This window comes from Microvenator marinus, assembly GCF_007993755.1.
GTDB classification, from domain to species: Bacteria; Myxococcota_A; Bradymonadia; order Bradymonadales; family Bradymonadaceae; genus Allomicrovenator; species Allomicrovenator marinus.
The window spans coordinates 5,651,656-5,669,841 of the sequence record NZ_CP042467.1 but is presented as its reverse complement, the minus strand read 5'-3'; the positions used below and the strand labels follow the sequence as shown (position 1 = coordinate 5,669,841).

The 18,186-nt window shown below is 56.7% G+C and carries 18 protein-coding genes; 15 read left to right on the top strand and 3 right to left on the bottom strand.

The annotated features are described in order from the left end of the window. Positions 1-205 precede the first annotated feature (205 nt). Together FRD01_RS23340 and FRD01_RS23335 are read left to right on the top strand one after the other, a co-directional pair. Positions 206-634, top strand: a complete 429-nt coding sequence (locus FRD01_RS23340) for a hemerythrin domain-containing protein (protein WP_146963514.1) — start codon at positions 206-208, stop codon at positions 632-634. Continuing rightward, a complete protein-coding gene (locus FRD01_RS23335; RefSeq protein WP_146963512.1) occupies positions 631-1,380 on the top strand; it encodes a Crp/Fnr family transcriptional regulator in 750 nt (249 codons plus the stop codon). Before FRD01_RS23340 ends, FRD01_RS23335 begins: the two co-directional genes overlap by 4 nt. Here FRD01_RS23335 and FRD01_RS23330 read toward each other — a convergent pair. Continuing rightward, complete coding sequence (locus FRD01_RS23330) at positions 1,377-2,777, bottom strand: L-aspartate oxidase (RefSeq protein ID WP_146963510.1); 1,401 nt, start codon at positions 2,775-2,777, stop codon at positions 1,377-1,379. The two genes, FRD01_RS23335 and FRD01_RS23330, sit on opposite strands and share 4 nt — an antisense overlap. Continuing rightward, positions 2,774-3,724, bottom strand: a complete 951-nt coding sequence (nadA, locus tag FRD01_RS23325; protein WP_146963508.1) for a quinolinate synthase NadA — start codon at positions 3,722-3,724, stop codon at positions 2,774-2,776. Before nadA ends, FRD01_RS23330 begins: the two co-directional genes overlap by 4 nt. A 121-nt stretch (positions 3,725-3,845) precedes the next feature. Here nadA and FRD01_RS23320 point away from each other — a divergent pair, with 121 nt between their 5' ends. The 13 genes from FRD01_RS23320 (at position 3,846) to FRD01_RS23265 (ending at position 16,910) form a co-directional block, all read left to right on the top strand. Next, a complete protein-coding gene (locus FRD01_RS23320) occupies positions 3,846-4,703 on the top strand; it encodes a protoheme IX farnesyltransferase (RefSeq protein ID WP_146963506.1) in 858 nt (285 codons plus the stop codon). Between the two features lie 11 nt (positions 4,704-4,714). Continuing rightward, positions 4,715-5,638 carry a hypothetical protein gene (locus FRD01_RS23315; protein ID WP_146963504.1) on the top strand — a complete coding sequence of 308 codons (924 nt, stop codon included), beginning with the start codon at positions 4,715-4,717 and terminating at the stop codon, positions 5,636-5,638. Next, on the top strand, positions 5,635-6,843 hold the full coding sequence (locus FRD01_RS23310) for an NnrS family protein (RefSeq protein ID WP_146963502.1): 1,209 nt from the start codon (positions 5,635-5,637) through the stop codon (positions 6,841-6,843). Before FRD01_RS23315 ends, FRD01_RS23310 begins: the two co-directional genes overlap by 4 nt. Positions 6,844-6,899: 56 nt before the next feature. Next, complete coding sequence (locus FRD01_RS23305; RefSeq protein WP_146963500.1) at positions 6,900-7,346, top strand: TlpA family protein disulfide reductase; 447 nt, start codon at positions 6,900-6,902, stop codon at positions 7,344-7,346. Between the two features lie 97 nt (positions 7,347-7,443). Then, positions 7,444-8,925, top strand: coding sequence for a hypothetical protein (locus FRD01_RS23300; protein ID WP_146963498.1), 1,482 nt, complete (start codon positions 7,444-7,446; stop codon positions 8,923-8,925). Continuing rightward, positions 8,922-9,077, top strand: coding sequence for a hypothetical protein (locus FRD01_RS24550; protein ID WP_249755855.1), 156 nt, complete (start codon positions 8,922-8,924; stop codon positions 9,075-9,077). The genes FRD01_RS23300 and FRD01_RS24550 overlap by 4 nt, the downstream gene beginning before the upstream one ends. Positions 9,078-9,087: 10 nt before the next feature. Then, positions 9,088-9,612 carry a cupredoxin domain-containing protein gene (locus tag FRD01_RS23295; protein WP_146963496.1) on the top strand — a complete coding sequence of 175 codons (525 nt, stop codon included), beginning with the start codon at positions 9,088-9,090 and terminating at the stop codon, positions 9,610-9,612. A 10-nt stretch (positions 9,613-9,622) separates the two neighbouring features. Further along, complete coding sequence (locus FRD01_RS23290; protein ID WP_249755854.1) at positions 9,623-11,314, top strand: cbb3-type cytochrome c oxidase subunit I; 1,692 nt, start codon at positions 9,623-9,625, stop codon at positions 11,312-11,314. A 3-nt stretch (positions 11,315-11,317) separates the two neighbouring features. After that, positions 11,318-12,244, top strand: coding sequence for an SCO family protein (locus FRD01_RS23285; protein WP_146963494.1), 927 nt, complete (start codon positions 11,318-11,320; stop codon positions 12,242-12,244). Positions 12,245-12,246: 2 nt separating this feature from the next. Beyond that, positions 12,247-14,298 carry a hydrogenase iron-sulfur subunit gene (locus FRD01_RS23280; RefSeq protein WP_146963492.1) on the top strand — a complete coding sequence of 684 codons (2,052 nt, stop codon included), beginning with the start codon at positions 12,247-12,249 and terminating at the stop codon, positions 14,296-14,298. Positions 14,299-14,382: 84 nt separating this feature from the next. Continuing rightward, positions 14,383-14,799: a c-type cytochrome gene (locus tag FRD01_RS23275; RefSeq protein ID WP_146963491.1), complete on the top strand. Its 417-nt coding sequence runs from the start codon at positions 14,383-14,385 to the stop codon at positions 14,797-14,799. 83 nt (positions 14,800-14,882) lie between these two features. Continuing rightward, on the top strand, positions 14,883-15,557 hold the full coding sequence (locus FRD01_RS23270) for a PspA/IM30 family protein (RefSeq protein WP_146963489.1): 675 nt from the start codon (positions 14,883-14,885) through the stop codon (positions 15,555-15,557). A gap of 93 nt (positions 15,558-15,650) precedes the next feature. Further along, positions 15,651-16,910: a threonine/serine exporter family protein gene (locus tag FRD01_RS23265; RefSeq protein WP_146963487.1), complete on the top strand. Its 1,260-nt coding sequence runs from the start codon at positions 15,651-15,653 to the stop codon at positions 16,908-16,910. Here FRD01_RS23265 and FRD01_RS23260 read toward each other — a convergent pair. Continuing rightward, positions 16,907-18,181, bottom strand: a complete 1,275-nt coding sequence (locus FRD01_RS23260; protein WP_146963486.1) for a caspase family protein — start codon at positions 18,179-18,181, stop codon at positions 16,907-16,909. The two genes, FRD01_RS23265 and FRD01_RS23260, sit on opposite strands and share 4 nt — an antisense overlap. Between the last annotated feature and the right edge of the window lie 5 nt (positions 18,182-18,186).

Sequence of the window (18,186 nt, the reverse complement as noted above, 5' to 3'; positions counted from 1 at the left end):
GTCACCTCCTACCCGAGCTCCGGACGCCGCCCACGTCTGGACTCACTCGCCGGGGGGCGCAAAATGAGAGTCACGGTGCTGCGCCGTGACTTTCGTTTTTCTTGGGCAATGATTCCCACGGATAGCGAATGACCTAGATCATACCCTCCGCAATATCTGCGCTTACTCTCAACCTTGGACGCAATTTCAACCCGATGAGGAAATCATGTCATTGCCAGCAGAAGAAAAAGAGCACTTCGTACACGGTCACAGCAGCCTCGTGCGCCTGCTCGATGAGGTCGAGGCCCATATCGACGGTCTGCAAGGATGCCAGACGCCGGACTTCATGATCGAGGAGCTGAAGCCTTACTGGAACGCGTTTAAGCAAGAACTCTTCGAACATATCGACGAGGAGGAGAACGAGATGTTTCCTCACCTGACGGGCAAGAACGACCGCAATTTACGAGCGTTGCAAAAGCAGCACGGCGATCTCAAGTCCCGCGTTGACGAAATCACCCAATTCATCCAAACCTACACGCATAACGAGGAGCACTTCAAGAAATTTCAATGGCTCATCGACGACTTCAGGGCTGCTTTCAAACGCCATAGTGCCGACGAAAGGGAGTTCATTCTGCGCTCCGTAGGTGCGCCATGAATATCAGCGTCGAATGTGCTCCTCCGGGAGACGATATGGATAAATTGGACGCGCTACAGTCGATGCCGATCTTTGAGAATGTCTCGAAGGACGTGTTGAAACCGTTGGTCGACTACTTTGTGGTCAAACGGTTTGAGCGCGGTGACGAGCTCTGGCGGGAGGGCTCGCCAGCTCATAATTTTGTCTTTTTGGTGGAAGGCAAGATCAAGATCGTGAAGTACCGCCCAGATGGCGGAGAGACGATTCTCGGGGTCTTCGACGAAGGTGATGCCGTAGGCCATATCGCTGTGTTTCGGCGCATCCCCTACCCCGCGAGTGCGGTGGCCCTCGATGACTCGCTTTGTCTAGAAATCTATCGCGACCATTTCTTCGGCACCATCCAACGAAACACCCAACTCATGGAGTGTTTCATCCAGGCGATGATGGAGCGGAATTACCATTTGGTGAGGCGTCTCGAGGAGCTTACCACCTCGTCTGCCGAACAACGCCTAGCGATGGTCTTCGAAAAATTTGCGGAAAAATTGGGCCAACGCAGAAAAGACGAGAACGGAAACATGGCGATCTTCGTAGATGTGCCTCTCTCGAGACGGGATATCGCCGACCTTGTCAATGTGCGCATCGAGACCGCGATCCGCATGATGAGCCGGTGGAATAAGGAAGGTCCGGTCCAAACATTGCCAAACGGCTTTTTGATCACCGACCCTGCCCGCCTCTCAGAAATCGCCGAAGGTGAAGACGACTTCTAGGCGATGCTTAGCTCGTCTCCGTCCATGACCATCAAGGTATGTCCAAGTCCGACTCGGTCAGGAAAATCCGCCCTATGGTGCGCGCCACACGATTCGCGCCGATGATAGGCGGATAGGAGAATCGCTCTGGCGAGCAGATCTTGGGGTGCACTTCGCTCCAGTTCTTCCAACGCCATTTCAAGCATCTCCTGACTTCTGGACACACCCATTGCAAGGGAGAGAGTTCTTGGCGAAAACCTTGCTCTGACGTTCTCCACCTTGAATCCGGAACGCGTTGAGTGAGACTCTTCTGCCCCTATTGCGCGCCCTACCCTTCGGCCACACACAAGACCTTCCAAGAGCGAGTTGCTCGCCAGACGATTCGCACCATGCAGGCCTGTGCTTGCAACCTCCCCGCAGGCAAACAAGCCGTCGATGGATGTGCGACCTTCCTCGTCAACTAAGAGTCCTCCCATGTGGTAATGAACGAGTGGCCGAATCGGGACGCGATCAAGACTCAACCCCCAGGTCCGGAGCGCCAGGGCAGCACTTGGAAACTCCCTCTGAAGGTCCTTGATGGGCGTCAAATCTAAAAATGCGCCGCCGGTCTGAAGTGCCCTTTCTACGCCGCGAGCCACAATATCCCGAGGCGCGAGATCGCCGCCAAGTTCTTGCATAAACGGCTGACCGCTAGAGTCCACGAGCCGCGCACCCGCACCACGCAAAGCCTCCGAGATGATGGGTGTAGGTCGCGTCAGGACGTCCAAGCCCGTGGGATGAAACTGAATCATTTCGAGGTCTCGAACCATTGCACCAGCGGCAAGTGCTAGCTCAAGTCCCGCGCCCGTGGCGTTGAGCGGATTTGACGAGGCTTCAAAACGGCCCCCAATTCCACCAGTTGCCAGGACGACCGTCTCTGCGTCCACGCGCTGAGTCTTTCCCTCGCGCTGAAGCTCCACTCCGCGGATTCGTCCACCAAATTCGTCTAAAAACAGGCCCGTAAGGCGCGCATCCACGCGCTCAACACGTCCACCGAGACGGTTGTCCAGATGCGTAGTTAGCGTTGCACCACTTCGGTCTCCGCCGCAGCGTCGGACTCTGGCAACTTCGTGCCCTCCTTCGTGATTCAAACCCTTATCAAATCTAAAACCTGTGCTCTCCAGCCACTCCAGGGTGTCTAGGGCGTCGTTGATGATGCCTCTAACACTAGATTCCACGCAGAGTCCGGCACCTGCTTTCAAGGTGTCCGAGATATGCGAATCGATATCATCCGTGTTCAGAGGAAACGCGACGCCTCCAAGTGCCATTCGGCTCGCGGATTCGCGCCCAGCGACCAAGAGAACCCGCCGCCCAGCTAGAGAGAGTGCGGTGCTCAACCCTGCAACACCAGCACCCACAACAATGACGTCGTACTTCATCCGACGCGCACCATGTATTCCAGTGAACGTCTGGCGCGGCGCGACACATCGGGGTCCACATGAACTTCACCGAAGCCGTGCTTCAACGAATCACGGACACTTTCCAGGGTAATCTTTCTCATGTGCGGACAAAGCGAGCACGGTTGCACAAACGAAGTCTGTGGATAGCCCGAGCGTAAGTTATCACTCATGGTGCACTCCGTGAGCAGCGACACCTTTTGAGGACGATTCCGCTCGATATAGTCGGCGAGCTGGGACGTGGACCCCACAAAATCCGCGGACTCCTGGACGCTAACTTCGCATTCGGGATGCACCAGCACATGCGTGTCGGGATGCATCTGGCGAAGCTCTGCCACATCGGAGGTGGTGAAGAGCCGGTGTACTTCACACGACCCGTCCCAGGTCAGAATCGTCTTCGTCGTTTGAGAGCGCACCCAATCAGCCAGGTGCTGGTCGGGAGCCACAATCACGGTGTCCTCCTCGAACGAATTCACCACACGGGCCGCATTCGAAGAGGTGCAGCACGCATCAGCCAATGCCTTCACTTCCGCACTGGTATTAACGTAAACCACAATCGGAATGTTTGGATTTGATTGGCGAAGATGCCTCATATCGTCGGCGCTGATCGAATCCGCCAGGGAGCATCCCGCGCTTGGATCGGGACTCAGAACCACACGATCTGGGTTCATAATCTTGGCGGTCTCGGCCATGAAGTGAACGCCACAGACCACAATCGGACCACGTTTGGCGTGCGTCGTTGCAGCAACGGCTAATGCTAAGGAATCGCCGCGAACGTCCGCGACGCTGTGGTAGAGCTCGGAGCGCTGATAGTTATGCGCAAGGATCAGCGCATCTTTCTCGGCCTTGAGCTCTTCGATTTCTTGAATCAAAGGCCGAACCAGCTCCCACTCAAAATCTGTTAAATGCACACCATCGGGCTTCTGCATCTTACCGCCACACAAAAGACTCGCCCAACATATCGCGGTGATCGTCGCAGTTTATGATCCAAGTCATATCCTCAAAATCACCGGGGAGTAGCTTGGAGACGTGGCTTAGAACGGAGGCACCATGCTTTCTTTGACCAGTAACGACGCGCAGATCACGGCCCAGGTGGGATCGCTCCTCAAATTGACCAAACCCGGAATCGTGGTCACGAACGCCATGATGGCCGGAGTTGGCACTGCCGTTGCGGGCCGTCCTGACCTTGTGGTTTCAGTCGGACTGGGCGTGGCGCTCCTCGTGGCAGGCTGCGGTGCGGCGAACCAAGAGCTCGAAGCCGACGTTGACGCGAGAATGCCTCGCACCTCGAGTCGCCCGGTGGCCGACGGCATATTTAGCCGAAACTTCGCCTCTGGAATTGCCACCTTTTTGCTGATCGCGGGAAGCCTGGTGCTCGCTGTTTACGGGGGCCTCGGGGCGGCCCTGCTCGGCGTGCTAGCATGCGTCATCTACGTTGGAATCTACACCCCGCTTAAGAGAGTTTCGTGGGTTGCCATACCTGTGGGTGCGGTGTCTGGAGCCATTCCACCACTTATCGGTTGGGCCGCAGCGCACGTTGCTTGGGAAGCCACCGCGTGGCTACTCTTCGGAGCCCTTTTCGTCTGGCAGCTCCCGCACTTCTTGGCCATCAGCATCCGCCGGGCGAAACAATACTTGGACGCCGGGTTTGCCATTGGTTGCCGAGACCACCAGCTTCAAAACGCCGTACGCTGGGCGCGGATCCTCTCCGTTGTCCTCTTCGCCCTCTCCGCGGGCCTTGTCGTAGAACAAGGCGCAAGCTTCATCCTTGGCCTCGCAGGGGCTGCTCTTCCGCTAGGGTTCGCCTTCACAAAAGTCAAAATCCCCGAGCTATGGGCAAAACGACTCTTCTTCTCGGGACTTGCGTATCTTCCCCTTATGACCATTGCCGCGCTCTTGCACGGCTGAAGGAGGTCATCATGAAAATCACTTTGTTGGCAGCCATTCTGGTTGCCCTCTGGAGCACAGACCTATGGGCTCAGGCGTGTTGCAGCGCCACGTCTGCCGGTGAAGCAGGTGTGGTAGGCCGTTGCCACAAGGCGATGCTCCAGGCCGGCATGACCTTTGACCACGGTGTCGCCTCGTTCAACGCACAAGGAGATAGAGAAACTTTCGAAGAGACCCAGAGCGAAGACATCATCTTCACAGTCTCGGGCGGAATACGGCCGGTAGAGTCCGTTCGAGTGGGCTTGCTCGTCCCGTATCACCTGCAGCACAGGTCAGCTCAAGCACTCGGCAGCACCCAATGGGCCCTTGGAGATGTTGCGTTTAGCACTGGATGGCTAGCCCTAGAAGACCCGATGTTGGGCCTTTCGCACGACCCAACTCCGTTCCTGGAATTCGTCCTGATGGGGTCAATCGCAACCGGCAACGCGACTAAAACGAGCGAAGACCCGTTCGGCGCCGATATCACGAGCACCGGCTCGCACTCACTCGGAGCCGGAGTGCGCGTCATCAAGTTTGTGGTGCCATCTCATGCCCTGAGGCTCAACGCAGACTGGCTCTACAAGTTTTCACATGACGTAGAATTGGGTCGCGAGTCCTTTGCGGTCAAGCCCGGTTCGGAGCTTCGAGGAGTCCTCGGCTGGGCCTACGAAGGCAGCATCTTCTGGTCTGCCGGGCTCTTTGTCCGTGGATCCATGCATTCCGAAATCACTACCGCAGGCAAGATCATTGACGGCTCGGGAATGCGCCGTCTAACCTTCGGTGCGCACTGGCGCCAATCGCTCGCCTTTCCCTTCTGGGACATCAATTTCTCGGCTGGCACGGATATGTTTCTAGGAGAGAACCTCCCGCGAACCGGCGTTTCCGGCGGCATCAGTGTGCAGAGGAACTTCCTATGACGACACCAAAATCTATTTCACTCATCGATCCTCCCGCCGCGGAGGTTCCTTTTGCGTTACTCGGCAAAGGCTTTCGCCCGTTTTTCCTGGGGGCCGCGCTCTTTGCCGTGCTCTATATGCCTCTCTGGGCATGGGTGTATCTCAAGGGCGGCGCCACAGGTCCGTTCGGCCCCATTGTCTGGCACGCCCACGAAATGCTCCACGGTTTTACGGTAGCCGTGATCGCAGGCTTTCTGCTGACGGCTGTGAGCAATTGGACACGCGAATCTACGGCAGAGGGCTGGCTCCTTTTGGGGGTGTTTTCGGTCTGGCTGGCCGGCAGAATTGGAATCCTTCTCTGCGGTTTTCTGCCCGAGGCTTTTTATCCTATTGTGAGCGCGATTGACCTCGCGTTTTTGCCAATCTTTGCAGGTACTATTGCGAGGCCAATCTTCAAGACGAAGAACAAACGCAACTACGTATTCCCAATAATACTAATGGTTATGTGGGCGTCAAATCTGCTCACGCATTTAGACGTTTACGGCATAACGAGCGGAATGGGCATGAAATCTTTGTATTTAGCTTTGCATATGATTTTGGTCATTGTGATTCTAATCACAGGAAGAATTGTCCCACTATTTACACGTAACGCGCTCGACGACATGAGCATCCAGTCGAATCCCAAGGTCGATAAACTCTGTGTGGGGCTCGCGGTACTCTTCGCGGCTATCTCCACTTCGGGGATCCAAGTCCTGGTTCCGTGGGTCGCGCTCGCACTAGCACTGGCGCTTGTCGTCCGCTCTTGGAAGTGGGGAAGCCTCAAGACCCTCAAGGTGCCTCTGCTCTGGATCCTACATTTCGGAAATCTCTGGCTTATCCTTGGTTTTACCTTGCTCGCCGTAAGTTCGTGGGGGGTGCTGGCTCCAAGCGTGGCCATTCACGGCTTAACCACAGGAGTCATCGGCATCCTTTGCCTCGGTATGATGGCCCGCGTCACCCGCGGCCACACGGGCAGAGACCTCACCACGGACAAACTCACCACCCTAGCCTTCGTGCTCATGGTCGGTGCGGTTCTAACGCGTGTCGGAGGACCGATTGTCGGCGGCTCGGCCGTGATGACATCCATCGTAGTCTCGGCCGGACTTTGGTCGGCTGCCTTCCTCCTATACCTGACTCAACACGCGCATATGTTGCTGACTCCTCGGCCCGATGGGCGCCCAGGGTGATCTAGATCAGCTCGTCCGGCTCAGACGTCCTTAGTTTGGACTCTGAAGGAGGCTCCATGCGCTATCTGCTCGTCACACTAATTTCCCTCATTATCAGCTCGAATGCCGCGGCCGAATGTCCCGCAGATCGAGATTGGTCCGATGAGCTCTCGGTTCACCAAGGCTACGAAGAGCTCCAGGGCAAAAAGGTCATCCTCGAGTTCTGGGCCACGTGGTGTGCGCCTTGCGTCGTCTCTCTTAAGCATGCGCAAGAGCTCGCTTCGGACCGCGTCGCCGTGGTCGCCATAAACTCGGAGAAAGACACCCATCGCGCTCAAAGTTTTCTGAAGAAATACGCGTTAGACCCTAAGGTCATCTGGGACACAGACTCTCGAATCTTAGAGCGAGTAGCGCCCAGAGCATTTCCCTGGACTATCGTCCTCGACGCGAACCATTGCGAGATTTGGTCGGCCAGCGGCGCCCACCCCGACACGCTCGAAGAGCTCAAGAAGGTCGTGGAATAAGCGTGAAAAACTAGTCGCCTTTCCTGATCCAGATCACAAACCAGCTCAAAATCTTCCGTAGTATCCACATCGTAAGCCGACTTCAAAAGGAGTTACGATGTCCGATCCGAACACCGACCAGATGAACACCGCTCGATGGATGGGCATCTCCATTGGCTCTCTTATGCTCGCGGGCTGCTTCTCGATGGCATTGGTCGTCGCGAGAGTCCCGATCTTTGCGAACATCATCAATGACCCCGACTTCTTTCGCCGAGCACTCGTCGTGCACGTGGATCTGGCGCTCATCGTGTGGTTTTACGCCTTCATCGCGGCGCTCATGCAACTGGTGGCAACCAAAGCAGGTGCCTGGTACGGGGCGTGGCGAGGCACGACGCCTGCCATTATAGGTATCGTCCTGATGGTGCTCTCGGCTGGAATCAAACACGCCGAGCCAGTGCTCGCGAACTACGTCCCAGTTGTTGACCACCCCCTCTTCATCACAGGACTCGTTCTTTTCGGCATCGGCGTGCTCGCGGCGATGCTCTCGCCGCGTCTGATTGACGACGAAACGGCAGGCTACTTCCCAGTTTTCCCAGACGCCCGGATCGGGCTCAGGGCTTGTGCTATCGCCACATTTGCGGCCGCCTTGACCTTCTACGGGGCCTGGTTGAGTACGCCGCGCGAGCTCGAGAATGCCGCCTACTATGAACTCATCGCCTGGGGCGGTGGACACGTCTTGCAGTTAGCCAGCGAGACCGCGATGCTCTCGGTTTGGCTCATCCTGATTGGAACCATTCTCAAGCGCCCTGTTCTCTCGCGTGGAAAAGCAGCGTTCCTCTTCGGGCTCTTGGTCACCCCACACCTCGCGATGCCCGCATTCACCCTGGCTGGGACAAGCTCGGCTCTCTACTACAATGGCGCCACCCAATTGATGCGCTGGGGGATCTTCCCGGCAGTGCTCACCATGCTCGGCTTCATCCTCTGGGAACTCAAGAAGACAAGCCACGTTTGGTCATGGCGCGACCCTCGACTGGTGGGCTTTGCAACGTCCGCATCGCTCACCGTCACGGGCTTCATTCTGGGCGCCATGATTCGGGGCTCGAACACGATGATCCCCGCGCACTACCATGCCGCGATTGGAGCCGTCACCGTCTCGTTCATGACTGTAGCATTGGTGCTCATTGCGCCACAGCGCTTTGGTCTCAAGGCCACACCGCTCTTCCATACAGACGTAATAAAGTACGATACGTCTCGTACCGCAACACACACCAATTACGAAACACATCGTACCTCAAAAGACCGCTACTCCAGGCTCTTCGCCCTCCAACCGGTACTCTTCGGGGTCGGCCAGCTCGTGTTTGCGATTGGATTTGCAATGGCAGGGGCACACGGCATGGGCCGCAAGGTCTACGGTGCGGAACAAGCCGTTCGTGGCGTCTGGGACTGGCTAGGTCTCAGCATCATGGGGCTCGGCGGGCTGGTCGCCGTGGCCGGCGGGCTCGCCTTTATCTTCATCTTTCTTCGCGAAAGCACGCCGCTTATCGCGCTCAAGCTCAAATCAATCGTTGGAATGACTTACACCAAGGAGGCCACACCATGAGCCAAGATGCCGAAAACAAAACACATCCCCTTCAGAAGCTCTTAGACAACCCATGGCTCTTGCTCGCGCTCGGGCTTCTGATTCCGTTCATCAGCTACACCGCGTGGGGTTGGCTCGAGCTTCTCACCATCACCAAAGCGACCCTTCCCTAAAGGAGTTCTCATGTCCATTCATAGTCCAGCCCCCGATTGGTTTCAGATGCCGCACGGGCACGAGCGCCTCTGGATCGGGCTTGCCCTTGTCTGGTGCCTCATCATGTTCGCCATGATGCCCTTCTGGCACTTCAAGGGTAAGCAAAACAGCACAGGCGAATCCTATAGCGTCACACCTGCTGAGTTCACCGAACGCGCAGAGAAGTTCGCCCAGACCAACAAAGTCTCGGAACACAATGGTATTCCTGTTGCCGAGCCCCCTCCCGGTGGCGACGCATACCTGCTCGCCAGAATGTGGAGCTGGTACCCCGTACTCAAGCTTCGCAAGGGTGAGACGTACCGCCTGCACATCTCGTCCGCAGATTTGCAGCACGGCTTCTCGTTGCAGCCCATCAACATGAACTTCCAAGTCATGCCGGGCTACGACCACGTTTTGACCATCACGCCGACCCACACTGGCGAATTCACAATCGTTTGCAACGAATTTTGCGGCATCGGCCACCACGCCATGATCGGCAAAATCTTCGTCGAATAAAGGAGTTCCTATGTCTGACCTCAAGCCAGGAATGCGACGATGCGACACGACGGGACTCCCCGTGTGTCTCGACGCGCAGGCCTTCATCAAGCTCAACGCCGTCATGGCCGTTGTGTATCTTCTCGTAGGTGCAATCGCTGCCCTACTCCTGGTCCTCACCCGATGGCCCGCCGTGCACCTCTTGGACACCGCGTGGTTCTACCGCATCTTGACCCTGCACGGGATCAATATGCTCATCTTTTGGATTCTCTTCTTCGAAGTCGCCGTCCTCTACTTTGCCTGCACAACCCTTCTCAATACAAAGCTTTTCTCTCGAAAACTCGCGTGGGTGTCTTTCGGTTTAATGGTCGTTGGGTCCGTGATGACGGACTACACCATCTTCATGGGCAAAGCAGACGTCATGATGACGTCGTATCTACCACTGCTTGCACACCCTCTATTCTACCTTGGAATCATCCTCGTTGCGGTCGGAACGCTGGTTGGCGTTGGAAACTTCTTCGGCACGCTCTACGTGGCCAAACGAGACAAAAACTACGAAGGCTCCATGCCTTTGGTTACCTTCGGAGCCATGACGGCCGCCATCATCGCCGTTCTCGCGCTCCTGCACGGTGCCATCGCTCTCGTGCCTACGTTCACGTTCTCACTCGGCCTCACACCCGAACCCGACCCAATGTGGTATCGCTTGATTTGGTGGGGACTTGGACACCAATCACAGCAGGTCAACGTGGCCGCCATGGTCTCCATTTGGTACCTGATTTCCTATCTGACCACCGGCGCAAAACCCATCAACGAATTCGTCTCCAGAGCCGCATTCCTCCTCTACATCCTCTTCATCAACCTCGCCTCGGCTCACCACCTTTTGGTGGACCCAGGTGTCGGTGCAGGCTGGAAGATCTGGAACACGTCCTACGCTATGTACCTCGCTGTGCTCGCGTCGCTCATCCACGGATTTACAGTCCCTGCGGGTATGGAAATCGGCATGCGCATCCGAGGCTACGGACGCGGCCTCTTCGGCTGGCTCTGGAACGCACCCTGGAAGAACCCAGCTTTCTCCGGCTTCTTCCTCTCCCTGGTGATCTTTGGGTTCATCGGCGGCATCACCGGCGTAACGTTGGGAACACAACAGATCAACATCCTCGCCCACAACACCATGCGCATTCCCGGGCACTTCCACGCCACGGTAGTAGGCGGAACCACGCTCTCGTTCATGGCCGTGACCTACTACGTGGTCCCGCTATTCTTCCAGCGCGACTACCCGATGAAGTGGCTGGCCCGGCTCCAGCCCTATATCTTTGCCATCGGTATCGTGATGGTGAGTTTGGGTATGTCGTTCGCGGGCACCAACGGTGTCGCAAGACGAACTTGGGATATCGACGCCGCTGGCATCTACGGCTCTACAGCCCACCTGATGCTCGGCATCATGGGCGTTGGAGGCGTGCTGGCCTTCACAGGCCTGCTCATCTACATCCTGCTCACGGTCTGGGCGGTATTCTTCGGTGAATCCAACAAAGGACGCGCGATCTTCGATTGGGGAACTCCCCCAATCGTGGCATCCCAGGCCGAAGCCGAAGCTGCCGAAGCCGAGGCGAGCGCGGGCCGTGCACCTGGAACCATGGTGCTCGTGATGATTCTGCTCATCTCGTTCGTGGTCTACTACTTCGCAAACTGGAAGGCTCTGGCCGACCTCTGGTGGGTGAGGTAAACCATGACTATTCGCCCAGTTCATGCGTTCGAGCGCCTCTTTTCAGGACACGTGTTTGCCGCGTTCATGATCGGCATCCTCGTCTTTGCCACCCTCTTCATGAGCGCCATCTTGGTCATTCCCGTCACCGAGACCCCTTTCGGTGCCTTTGTGGAGGATTTCAAAACCTGGTGTTTTAGCTACGATCCGAACGCAGGAACCATGAACTGGGCCTATGTCGCCGTCATGATTCTAAACCCGCTCATGCTGGTTGGAATCGTCGCCGGTATCTGGTGGCGCCCGCTCAACCTCGCTTGGAGAGACGCTCGCTCGAGCATCCTCAAGATCACCGCATATTCGCTGGTCACCGTTGTAGGCCTTAGCGTTGGCCTCTACCTCTTAGGCCCTACCGAAGTCCCAGATCAGGAACGCCCGTTTCCGGCCGAAAGACTTCGGACCGCCATGCCTCTTCCCGAATTCGACCTCTTCAACCAAGAGGGGGAGCGAATCCGTTCCGAAGACCTAAAGGACCGTGTGGTCATCATCACGGCAATCTACGCCACATGTACTGATACGTGCCCCATGATCCTGACCACATTGCGAAAAACGCTCAACACCCTGAGCGACGAGGACCTGGAAAAAGTCACGGTCGTGGCGATCACCCTCGACCCAGAAAACGACACGCCCGAGAAGTTGAAGAAGAATGCGGATGCCCACCAACTCTTCGCCCCAAGGGTGAACCTCGTCAACGGGGACAAAGACACCGTCAACGCACTCTTGGACAACCTCAACTTTGCACGTTGGACCAACCCCGAAACCGGCGTCATCGAACACGCCAACATGTTTATTCTCGTCGATCGTAACCAAACGATTGCTTACCGCTTGAGCCTTGGTGAACGGCACCAGAACTGGCTCAAGACTGCCCTCAAGGTGTTGCTCGCGGAGGTGTGAGCATGTCAAATCCACAAAAACTCTCGAACCAGTCGCGCTGGCCGCGCCTCTTCGATCTCTTGCAAGCGCCGTTCGTCGCGCTCGACAGGCTCATGGAGGCGCATTTGCCGCCTTCGATGAACCCGTTCGCCCAGACCGGCGCGCTTGCTAACGTCTCCTTTATCATCGCCGCGATCTCCGGCGTACTGCTGCTATTTTGGTACAGCCCAAGCGTGCACGAAGCCTGGGCATCGCTCGAAAACATGAGCGCGCTCGGGCAGCTCACACGCTCGGTGCACCGCTATTCATCTGACGCAACCATGCTCCTGGTGCTCTTCCATGCGGCAAAACTCTTGTTTGCGTCTCGCTTCTCAGGCCCGCGCTGGGTGGCGTGGGTCACCGGCGTGTTTAGCCTCGGGACCCTCTGGTTTGTAGGATGGCTCGGCTACTGGCTCGTCTGGGATTCTCGCGCTCAAAGCCTCGCCACGATCAGCGCTCGGCTTGTTGAGCCTATCCCAATCTTCACCGACCCACTCTCCCGCACCTTCGTCGTCAACGAAGCAGTCTCAAGTGGACTCTTTGTGACGGTATTCTTCTTCCACATGCTCATCCCACTGGTCATCGGGGTGGCGATTTGGATGCATATCAGCCGTGTCGCACGCGCAAAATTCCTCACGTCCAAACCCATGGGTGCGTGGCTTGGTGCCTCACTCTTAGCGGTCTCCATCGCCTTTCCTGCATTGAGTTCCGAACAAGCCGACATGAGCATCAAGCCTGCTTTCGAGACTATGGATTGGTGGTACCTCTTCCCGCTGGCCGTCGCTGACCGCCTCGGCACCGGCGTGATCTGGACCGCAGCCTTTGTGCTCGGTTTGCTGCTCTTCACGATTCCGTGGACGCTCAGCCGTAAGGAGCCCGAAAAAGCTCAAGTCGACCTCAACCGCTGCAACGGCTGTACAAATTGCGCCAACGACTGCCCCTACGGCGCTATCACCATGGTTCCTCGCACGGACGGACGCCCATGGGAGCTCGAAGCAAAGGTTGACCCAAACCTCTGCGTAGGCTGCACCATTTGCTCCGGCTCCTGCAACTCGGCCGGAATCGGCATCCCAAGCCTCCCCGTCCAAGACAAGAGAAAGGTCGTGGACCAATGGGTTGACCAGGTCCAAAACGATGGCGAGGAGCCTCTCATCGCGTTCCTTTGCGCAAACTCGGCTGCCGGCGACTTTTCAATCGACGAAAACGGAGTCTCAACCGAACTCCCCGGCTTCAGATGCGTTCAAGTACCTTGCTCGGGTTGGGTCAACCCCATCACCGTTGAAAGAGCACTCAGACGCGGCGCGAAGGGAGTTCTCGTGGTCGGGTGCGGCTGCAGCGACCCACCTTTCAGGGAAGGAGTCGAGTTCACACAAGACAGGCTCGACGCCAAACGCTCACCTCAGATGAGGCTTGAAAAGGTGGACACGAGCCGAGTCAGGTTCATACTTCATCCGCGCGGAGACCTCGTCTCCATGCTGGCCGATATTGACGCCTATCGAACAGACTCCCTCGCAAAGCCATCGGGCTTCAAAGTGCAACCCAAGCACTGGGTTAAGGGCGTTTTAGTCGCGGCGACACTCTCTGCGCTCGTCTGGGCCCCTTCAAACATGGCGAGCCTATTCGAGGCAGACCCGAGTCCGGAACTCGTGCTTTCGTTGAAGTACCGACCCAAGGTCGAAGAACTCTGCAGGCCGGCAACCGAAGAGGAAAAAGCCAAGATGATGCGGCACATGAAGTCCGACACAATCTGTGAGCGCTCCAGACCCGATGTCAACGTTCGTGTGAGCGTCGGGCCAAGTGTGGTCCACCAAGCCACCTACGAGCCACATGGGCTCGCCTCAGACGGCCCTAGCTTCGCGTTGATAAAGATTCCCGTCGGTGAGGGCGAGCATCAGGTCAAAATCGAAGTCGGCCATGCTGACAGATGGACTCACGTCAAGGAAGCACAGCTCGTCTTCCGTCAGATGGAGCGCCACGTTTTCACATTCGAAGAAGGTGTTTGGACACTCAGCTCTCCAAACTCGCCAAGAAAATGAAAAACCGATGACTTGGATCATAAAGCACCCATCGAATTGCCGTTAGTTTCCCTCTGTCAGGTCCTCGTTCCATAGGAGCACAACATGAGAAACACGTTAATCGCATCATTCGTAATCGCCGCCCTCCTCGCCTTCGTGGGGTGCAAGTCCGAAGCAAAGGCACCCGCAAAAGCCGACAAGGCTGCGGGCGCTTCGTCTGCGACGTTCACTATTTCAACCGACCCAGCCGTCATTGCCGAGGGAGAAAAACTCTTCACAGCAAAAACCTGCAACGCATGCCACCAATGGGACAATAAGGTTGTCGGACCTCCTCTCAAAGGCGTCACAGCAAAACGCTCGCCTGAGTGGTTGCAGTCCATGATCACTGACCCTCTGAACTTCGTGAAAACCGACCCAGAGGCAAAGAAACTCTTTGAAGAGTACAAGACCCCAATGGCAACACCACCCGTCACGCAGGAAGAAGCCCGCGCCATCATCGCCTACCTGCACACCAAGAAGTAGCCGATTGAGAGACTCATTCTTCCTTGCACGAGGGAATACTCCAAGTAGACTTGAGGTTGAACCTGAGAAATCAAGGAGTTCCAATGGGTATTTTTGGCCGAATGAAAACTCTCATCAAATCCAACGTCAACGACATTGCGTCAAAGGCCGAGGATCCTAAGAAAATTTTGGACCAGTTGCTCCTCGACATGCAGGAGCAGCTGAACGCCGCCAAGATTCAGGTCAGAGATACTCTCGCTGATCAAAAGCGTCTCGAGAAGCAATACGCTGACGCCAAGAAGCAAGCTGAAGATTGGGAGAAAAAGGCGATGAACGCCGTGCGCGCAGGTGAAGACGACCTCGCTCGCGAGGCTCTTGCTCGCAAATCTCATTACGACGAACAAGCAGCTGCTTTTCAATCAAGTGCGGAGCAACAAAAGGGCCTCGTGGAGGACCTGAAGGTCTCTCTTAAACAGCTCAACACCAAAATCGAAGAAGCCAAACGCAAGCGGAACTCGCTTGTCGCGAGAGCTCAGCAGGTCGAAGCCAAACAAGCTATGGCCACCACTGCACAGTCCATGAGTGGCGGAAACGCGTTTGACGAGTTCGAGAGGCACGCAGGCAAAATCGATGAGTTTGAGATCGAGGTCCAAGCCGGCGCCGAACTCTCCCAAACCACCAAAGATCAAGACCTTGAAGCCAAGTTTGCCAAGGTAGACGCCATGGCCGGAGCGGACGATGAGCTCGCCGCGCTTAAAGCCAAAATGGGCATGAAATAATTGCACCAAATCTGCTCTTGATTATGGGATCACCCATCCCTACATTCCCGCCGCTCAAGGGGTGATATCTCAACACCCCCGTGGGTGTCTGTCATGGGCTCTTCAGTATCAAACATCAGGTATTTCGAGGCGAGGCCTTCTTCTGTGGAAGAAAAATCTGGACAAGCATTTGTGCTCGAACTCGGACGTGCACTTCATTCATACGGAACGCCTGCTCACCAGCTCGAGGACGCTCTTATGCGCGTCTCCAAACAGTTGGGCCTCGACGGCCAGTTCTTGACCACGCCAACCTCCATCACCGCAGCATTTGGGCCCATAGGTAATCAACAAATGGCCATGATGCGGGTTGACCCCGGTGTAGCTGAACTCGGCAAACTCGCTGAACTAGACGCAATCGCGAGCAAGGTCTTGCGTGCCGAATTGACCCCAGACCAGGGCTCAGAACAAATCGCCAAAATCGTCTCGAACCCAAAACGATTTGGCCCAAAGACCATTGTCGCCGCCCATACCATTTCCAGCATGTGCACGGCCGCTTTCTTCGGGGGGCACCTCTTAGACGTCAGTGCGGCTGCCCTGATCGGCACGGTGGTCGGCATGATGGCTGTCGTGCTCTACAAGAAGCCTGAAACCTCCCGAGTCATGGAGCCGCTCGCTGCACTTGCGACCGCGATCCTGGCAGGTATCTTGGGCGCGCTCTTTCCGAGCATGACCGTCTACGTGATCACCATCGCTGGCCTTATCGCGCTCGTGCCCGGGCTCACGCTCACACTCGCGATGACAGAACTCGCCACACGAAACCTTGTAAGCGGAACGGCCCGCCTAATGAGTGCGGCGCTCATCTTCCTCGAACTCGGATTTGGAGTGGCCTTGGGTCAGAAACTCGCGGCCCTTCTCTCAAGCGAGTTTCACTTTACGGTCACGCCAACCAATGTTCCGCTCGCCGCAGAAATCATAGCCCTCGGAGCGCTCCCACTCGCGTTCGGAGTCCTCTTTCAAGCTCGTGCGCGCGACCTCTTTCCGATCCTAGTCGCTGGTATCTTCGGGTTCATCGGCGCACGCGCCGGGGCATCGCTCTTCGGCGCCCAGCTCGGAGCCTTTTTCGGCGCGCTCGTCGTGGCTTCGTTCTCCAATATCATGGCGAGAACGCTCGACCGACCCGCAAGCGTACTACTCGTGCCAGGAATCCTGCTTCTGGTCCCCGGAAGTATTGGATTCAAGAGCATGACTGCCATGCTCTCCGCGGACGTCATTGGAGGCGTCGAAACCGCCTTCTCAATGATCCTCATCGCAATGGCGATCGTAGCAGGGCTCTTGCTGGCGAACCTACTCATCCCAGCACGTCGCGCCCTCTAAGGTTGAAGCCCTTGAACCACGGCCGCCCCGGACTTTGAGGCGGGCACAAGGAGGGAAGGCGTCTGCTCACGGTTCTGGCGACGCGCCTCGACCTTCACATTGTCCACAACAAAGCCTTTTAGCTCCGAGACGTTCACGTTCCCGTCCTTATTGGAGTCCGCAAGCCCCTTCATTCCGTCCAAAAGATAGTGGGTAAAGAGCCCGTGTCCGCTCTCAGGATGAGCGCCCGTGGTCTCACGTGCGCCTGATGCCGTGAAGGTAAAGACGGAGCCGCCTTCCAACTCTTTGACCGGCACCAACGGACGCGTCCCTTCGGGAAGCACGCTACGGTCTCCGGTACCCGAGAAACATGAGTCCAAGAAGAGATACGCATCTTGGCCTTTGAGGTTCGAGAGCGCGCCCTGAACCTCCGCCACTTGGATTCCGCCCGAACGGATATAGGTAGGGTTTCCATCATAGGGCACGAGGAACGACGTCCCATTCTCCACATCTGGCGCTCCGTGCCCCGAGAAGAACACGTAGACGCGTCCACCCTTCTGAACAGCGTTTCGAGGCAGCCACTCAAAGAGAGCCGCGCTGATATCCGCCTTGCTGGCCCGCTCACCGGTCAAGACCTTGATATTGGCTTCCGGCACATTCAACGTTTTCTGGACGAGGTCCGCAAACGCGCGAGCGTCGCGCTCGGCGCCTGATGCAGCGGGCAGTGACTCACGATAATTCTCGATCCCAATCACCACCGCCCATGAATTGGACCCGTCGGTGTTCGATTGCGGAAACTCGCCCGTAGAGCTCTGGGCGGGCTTTGCCGCCACCCGAACCGCTGGCGTGGCGCCGCCTGAATAGGCCATCGTATCGATTTCACCCAGCGCAGAGACGACTTGAGTTGCGATAGCTTCGCCACTCGCTCCAAAAGCTGAGGTATCTGCCTTTGCAAGGACCACTGCGCCCGAGCTGTCGTACACGTTCCACTCCCATTTGATCGCGTGGGTGAAATTGACGTCCAAAACGTCCACCTCAATAACCAGGTCCGCCGTTTCACGTGAGTTGACTGGGACGCCCTGGCGAGTGGCAAGCAAATTCTCCTTAAGCTTGCCTGCAACGTCGTCCTTGACTCCGCTGGCCATGATCGTGTCCTGGCGCACCTCCACAAAGACACGAGCTGAGGAAGGTATCTCTCTGGTGGCCATCGCGCTATTTGACGCAGCGCATCCACTTAGACCACCCAACAGTACACCGCCAAGCCCAAGACAAATTAACCATTTCTTCAACATTTTCG

Coding starts and splice junctions, on each gene's coding strand:
- FRD01_RS23340 (WP_146963514.1), top strand. CDS start 206: ATGTCATTGCCAGCAGAAGAAAAAGAGCACTTCGTACACGGTCACAGC.
- FRD01_RS23335 (WP_146963512.1), top strand. CDS start 631: ATGAATATCAGCGTCGAATGTGCTCCTCCGGGAGACGATATGGATAAA.
- FRD01_RS23330 (WP_146963510.1), bottom strand. CDS start 2,777: ATGAAGTACGACGTCATTGTTGTGGGTGCTGGTGTTGCAGGGTTGAGC.
- nadA (WP_146963508.1), bottom strand. CDS start 3,724: ATGCAGAAGCCCGATGGTGTGCATTTAACAGATTTTGAGTGGGAGCTG.
- FRD01_RS23320 (WP_146963506.1), top strand. CDS start 3,846: ATGCTTTCTTTGACCAGTAACGACGCGCAGATCACGGCCCAGGTGGGA.
- FRD01_RS23315 (WP_146963504.1), top strand. CDS start 4,715: ATGAAAATCACTTTGTTGGCAGCCATTCTGGTTGCCCTCTGGAGCACA.
- FRD01_RS23310 (WP_146963502.1), top strand. CDS start 5,635: ATGACGACACCAAAATCTATTTCACTCATCGATCCTCCCGCCGCGGAG.
- FRD01_RS23305 (WP_146963500.1), top strand. CDS start 6,900: ATGCGCTATCTGCTCGTCACACTAATTTCCCTCATTATCAGCTCGAAT.
- FRD01_RS23300 (WP_146963498.1), top strand. CDS start 7,444: ATGTCCGATCCGAACACCGACCAGATGAACACCGCTCGATGGATGGGC.
- FRD01_RS24550 (WP_249755855.1), top strand. CDS start 8,922: ATGAGCCAAGATGCCGAAAACAAAACACATCCCCTTCAGAAGCTCTTA.
- FRD01_RS23295 (WP_146963496.1), top strand. CDS start 9,088: ATGTCCATTCATAGTCCAGCCCCCGATTGGTTTCAGATGCCGCACGGG.
- FRD01_RS23290 (WP_249755854.1), top strand. CDS start 9,623: ATGTCTGACCTCAAGCCAGGAATGCGACGATGCGACACGACGGGACTC.
- FRD01_RS23285 (WP_146963494.1), top strand. CDS start 11,318: ATGACTATTCGCCCAGTTCATGCGTTCGAGCGCCTCTTTTCAGGACAC.
- FRD01_RS23280 (WP_146963492.1), top strand. CDS start 12,247: ATGTCAAATCCACAAAAACTCTCGAACCAGTCGCGCTGGCCGCGCCTC.
- FRD01_RS23275 (WP_146963491.1), top strand. CDS start 14,383: ATGAGAAACACGTTAATCGCATCATTCGTAATCGCCGCCCTCCTCGCC.
- FRD01_RS23270 (WP_146963489.1), top strand. CDS start 14,883: ATGGGTATTTTTGGCCGAATGAAAACTCTCATCAAATCCAACGTCAAC.
- FRD01_RS23265 (WP_146963487.1), top strand. CDS start 15,651: ATGGGCTCTTCAGTATCAAACATCAGGTATTTCGAGGCGAGGCCTTCT.
- FRD01_RS23260 (WP_146963486.1), bottom strand. CDS start 18,181: ATGTTGAAGAAATGGTTAATTTGTCTTGGGCTTGGCGGTGTACTGTTG.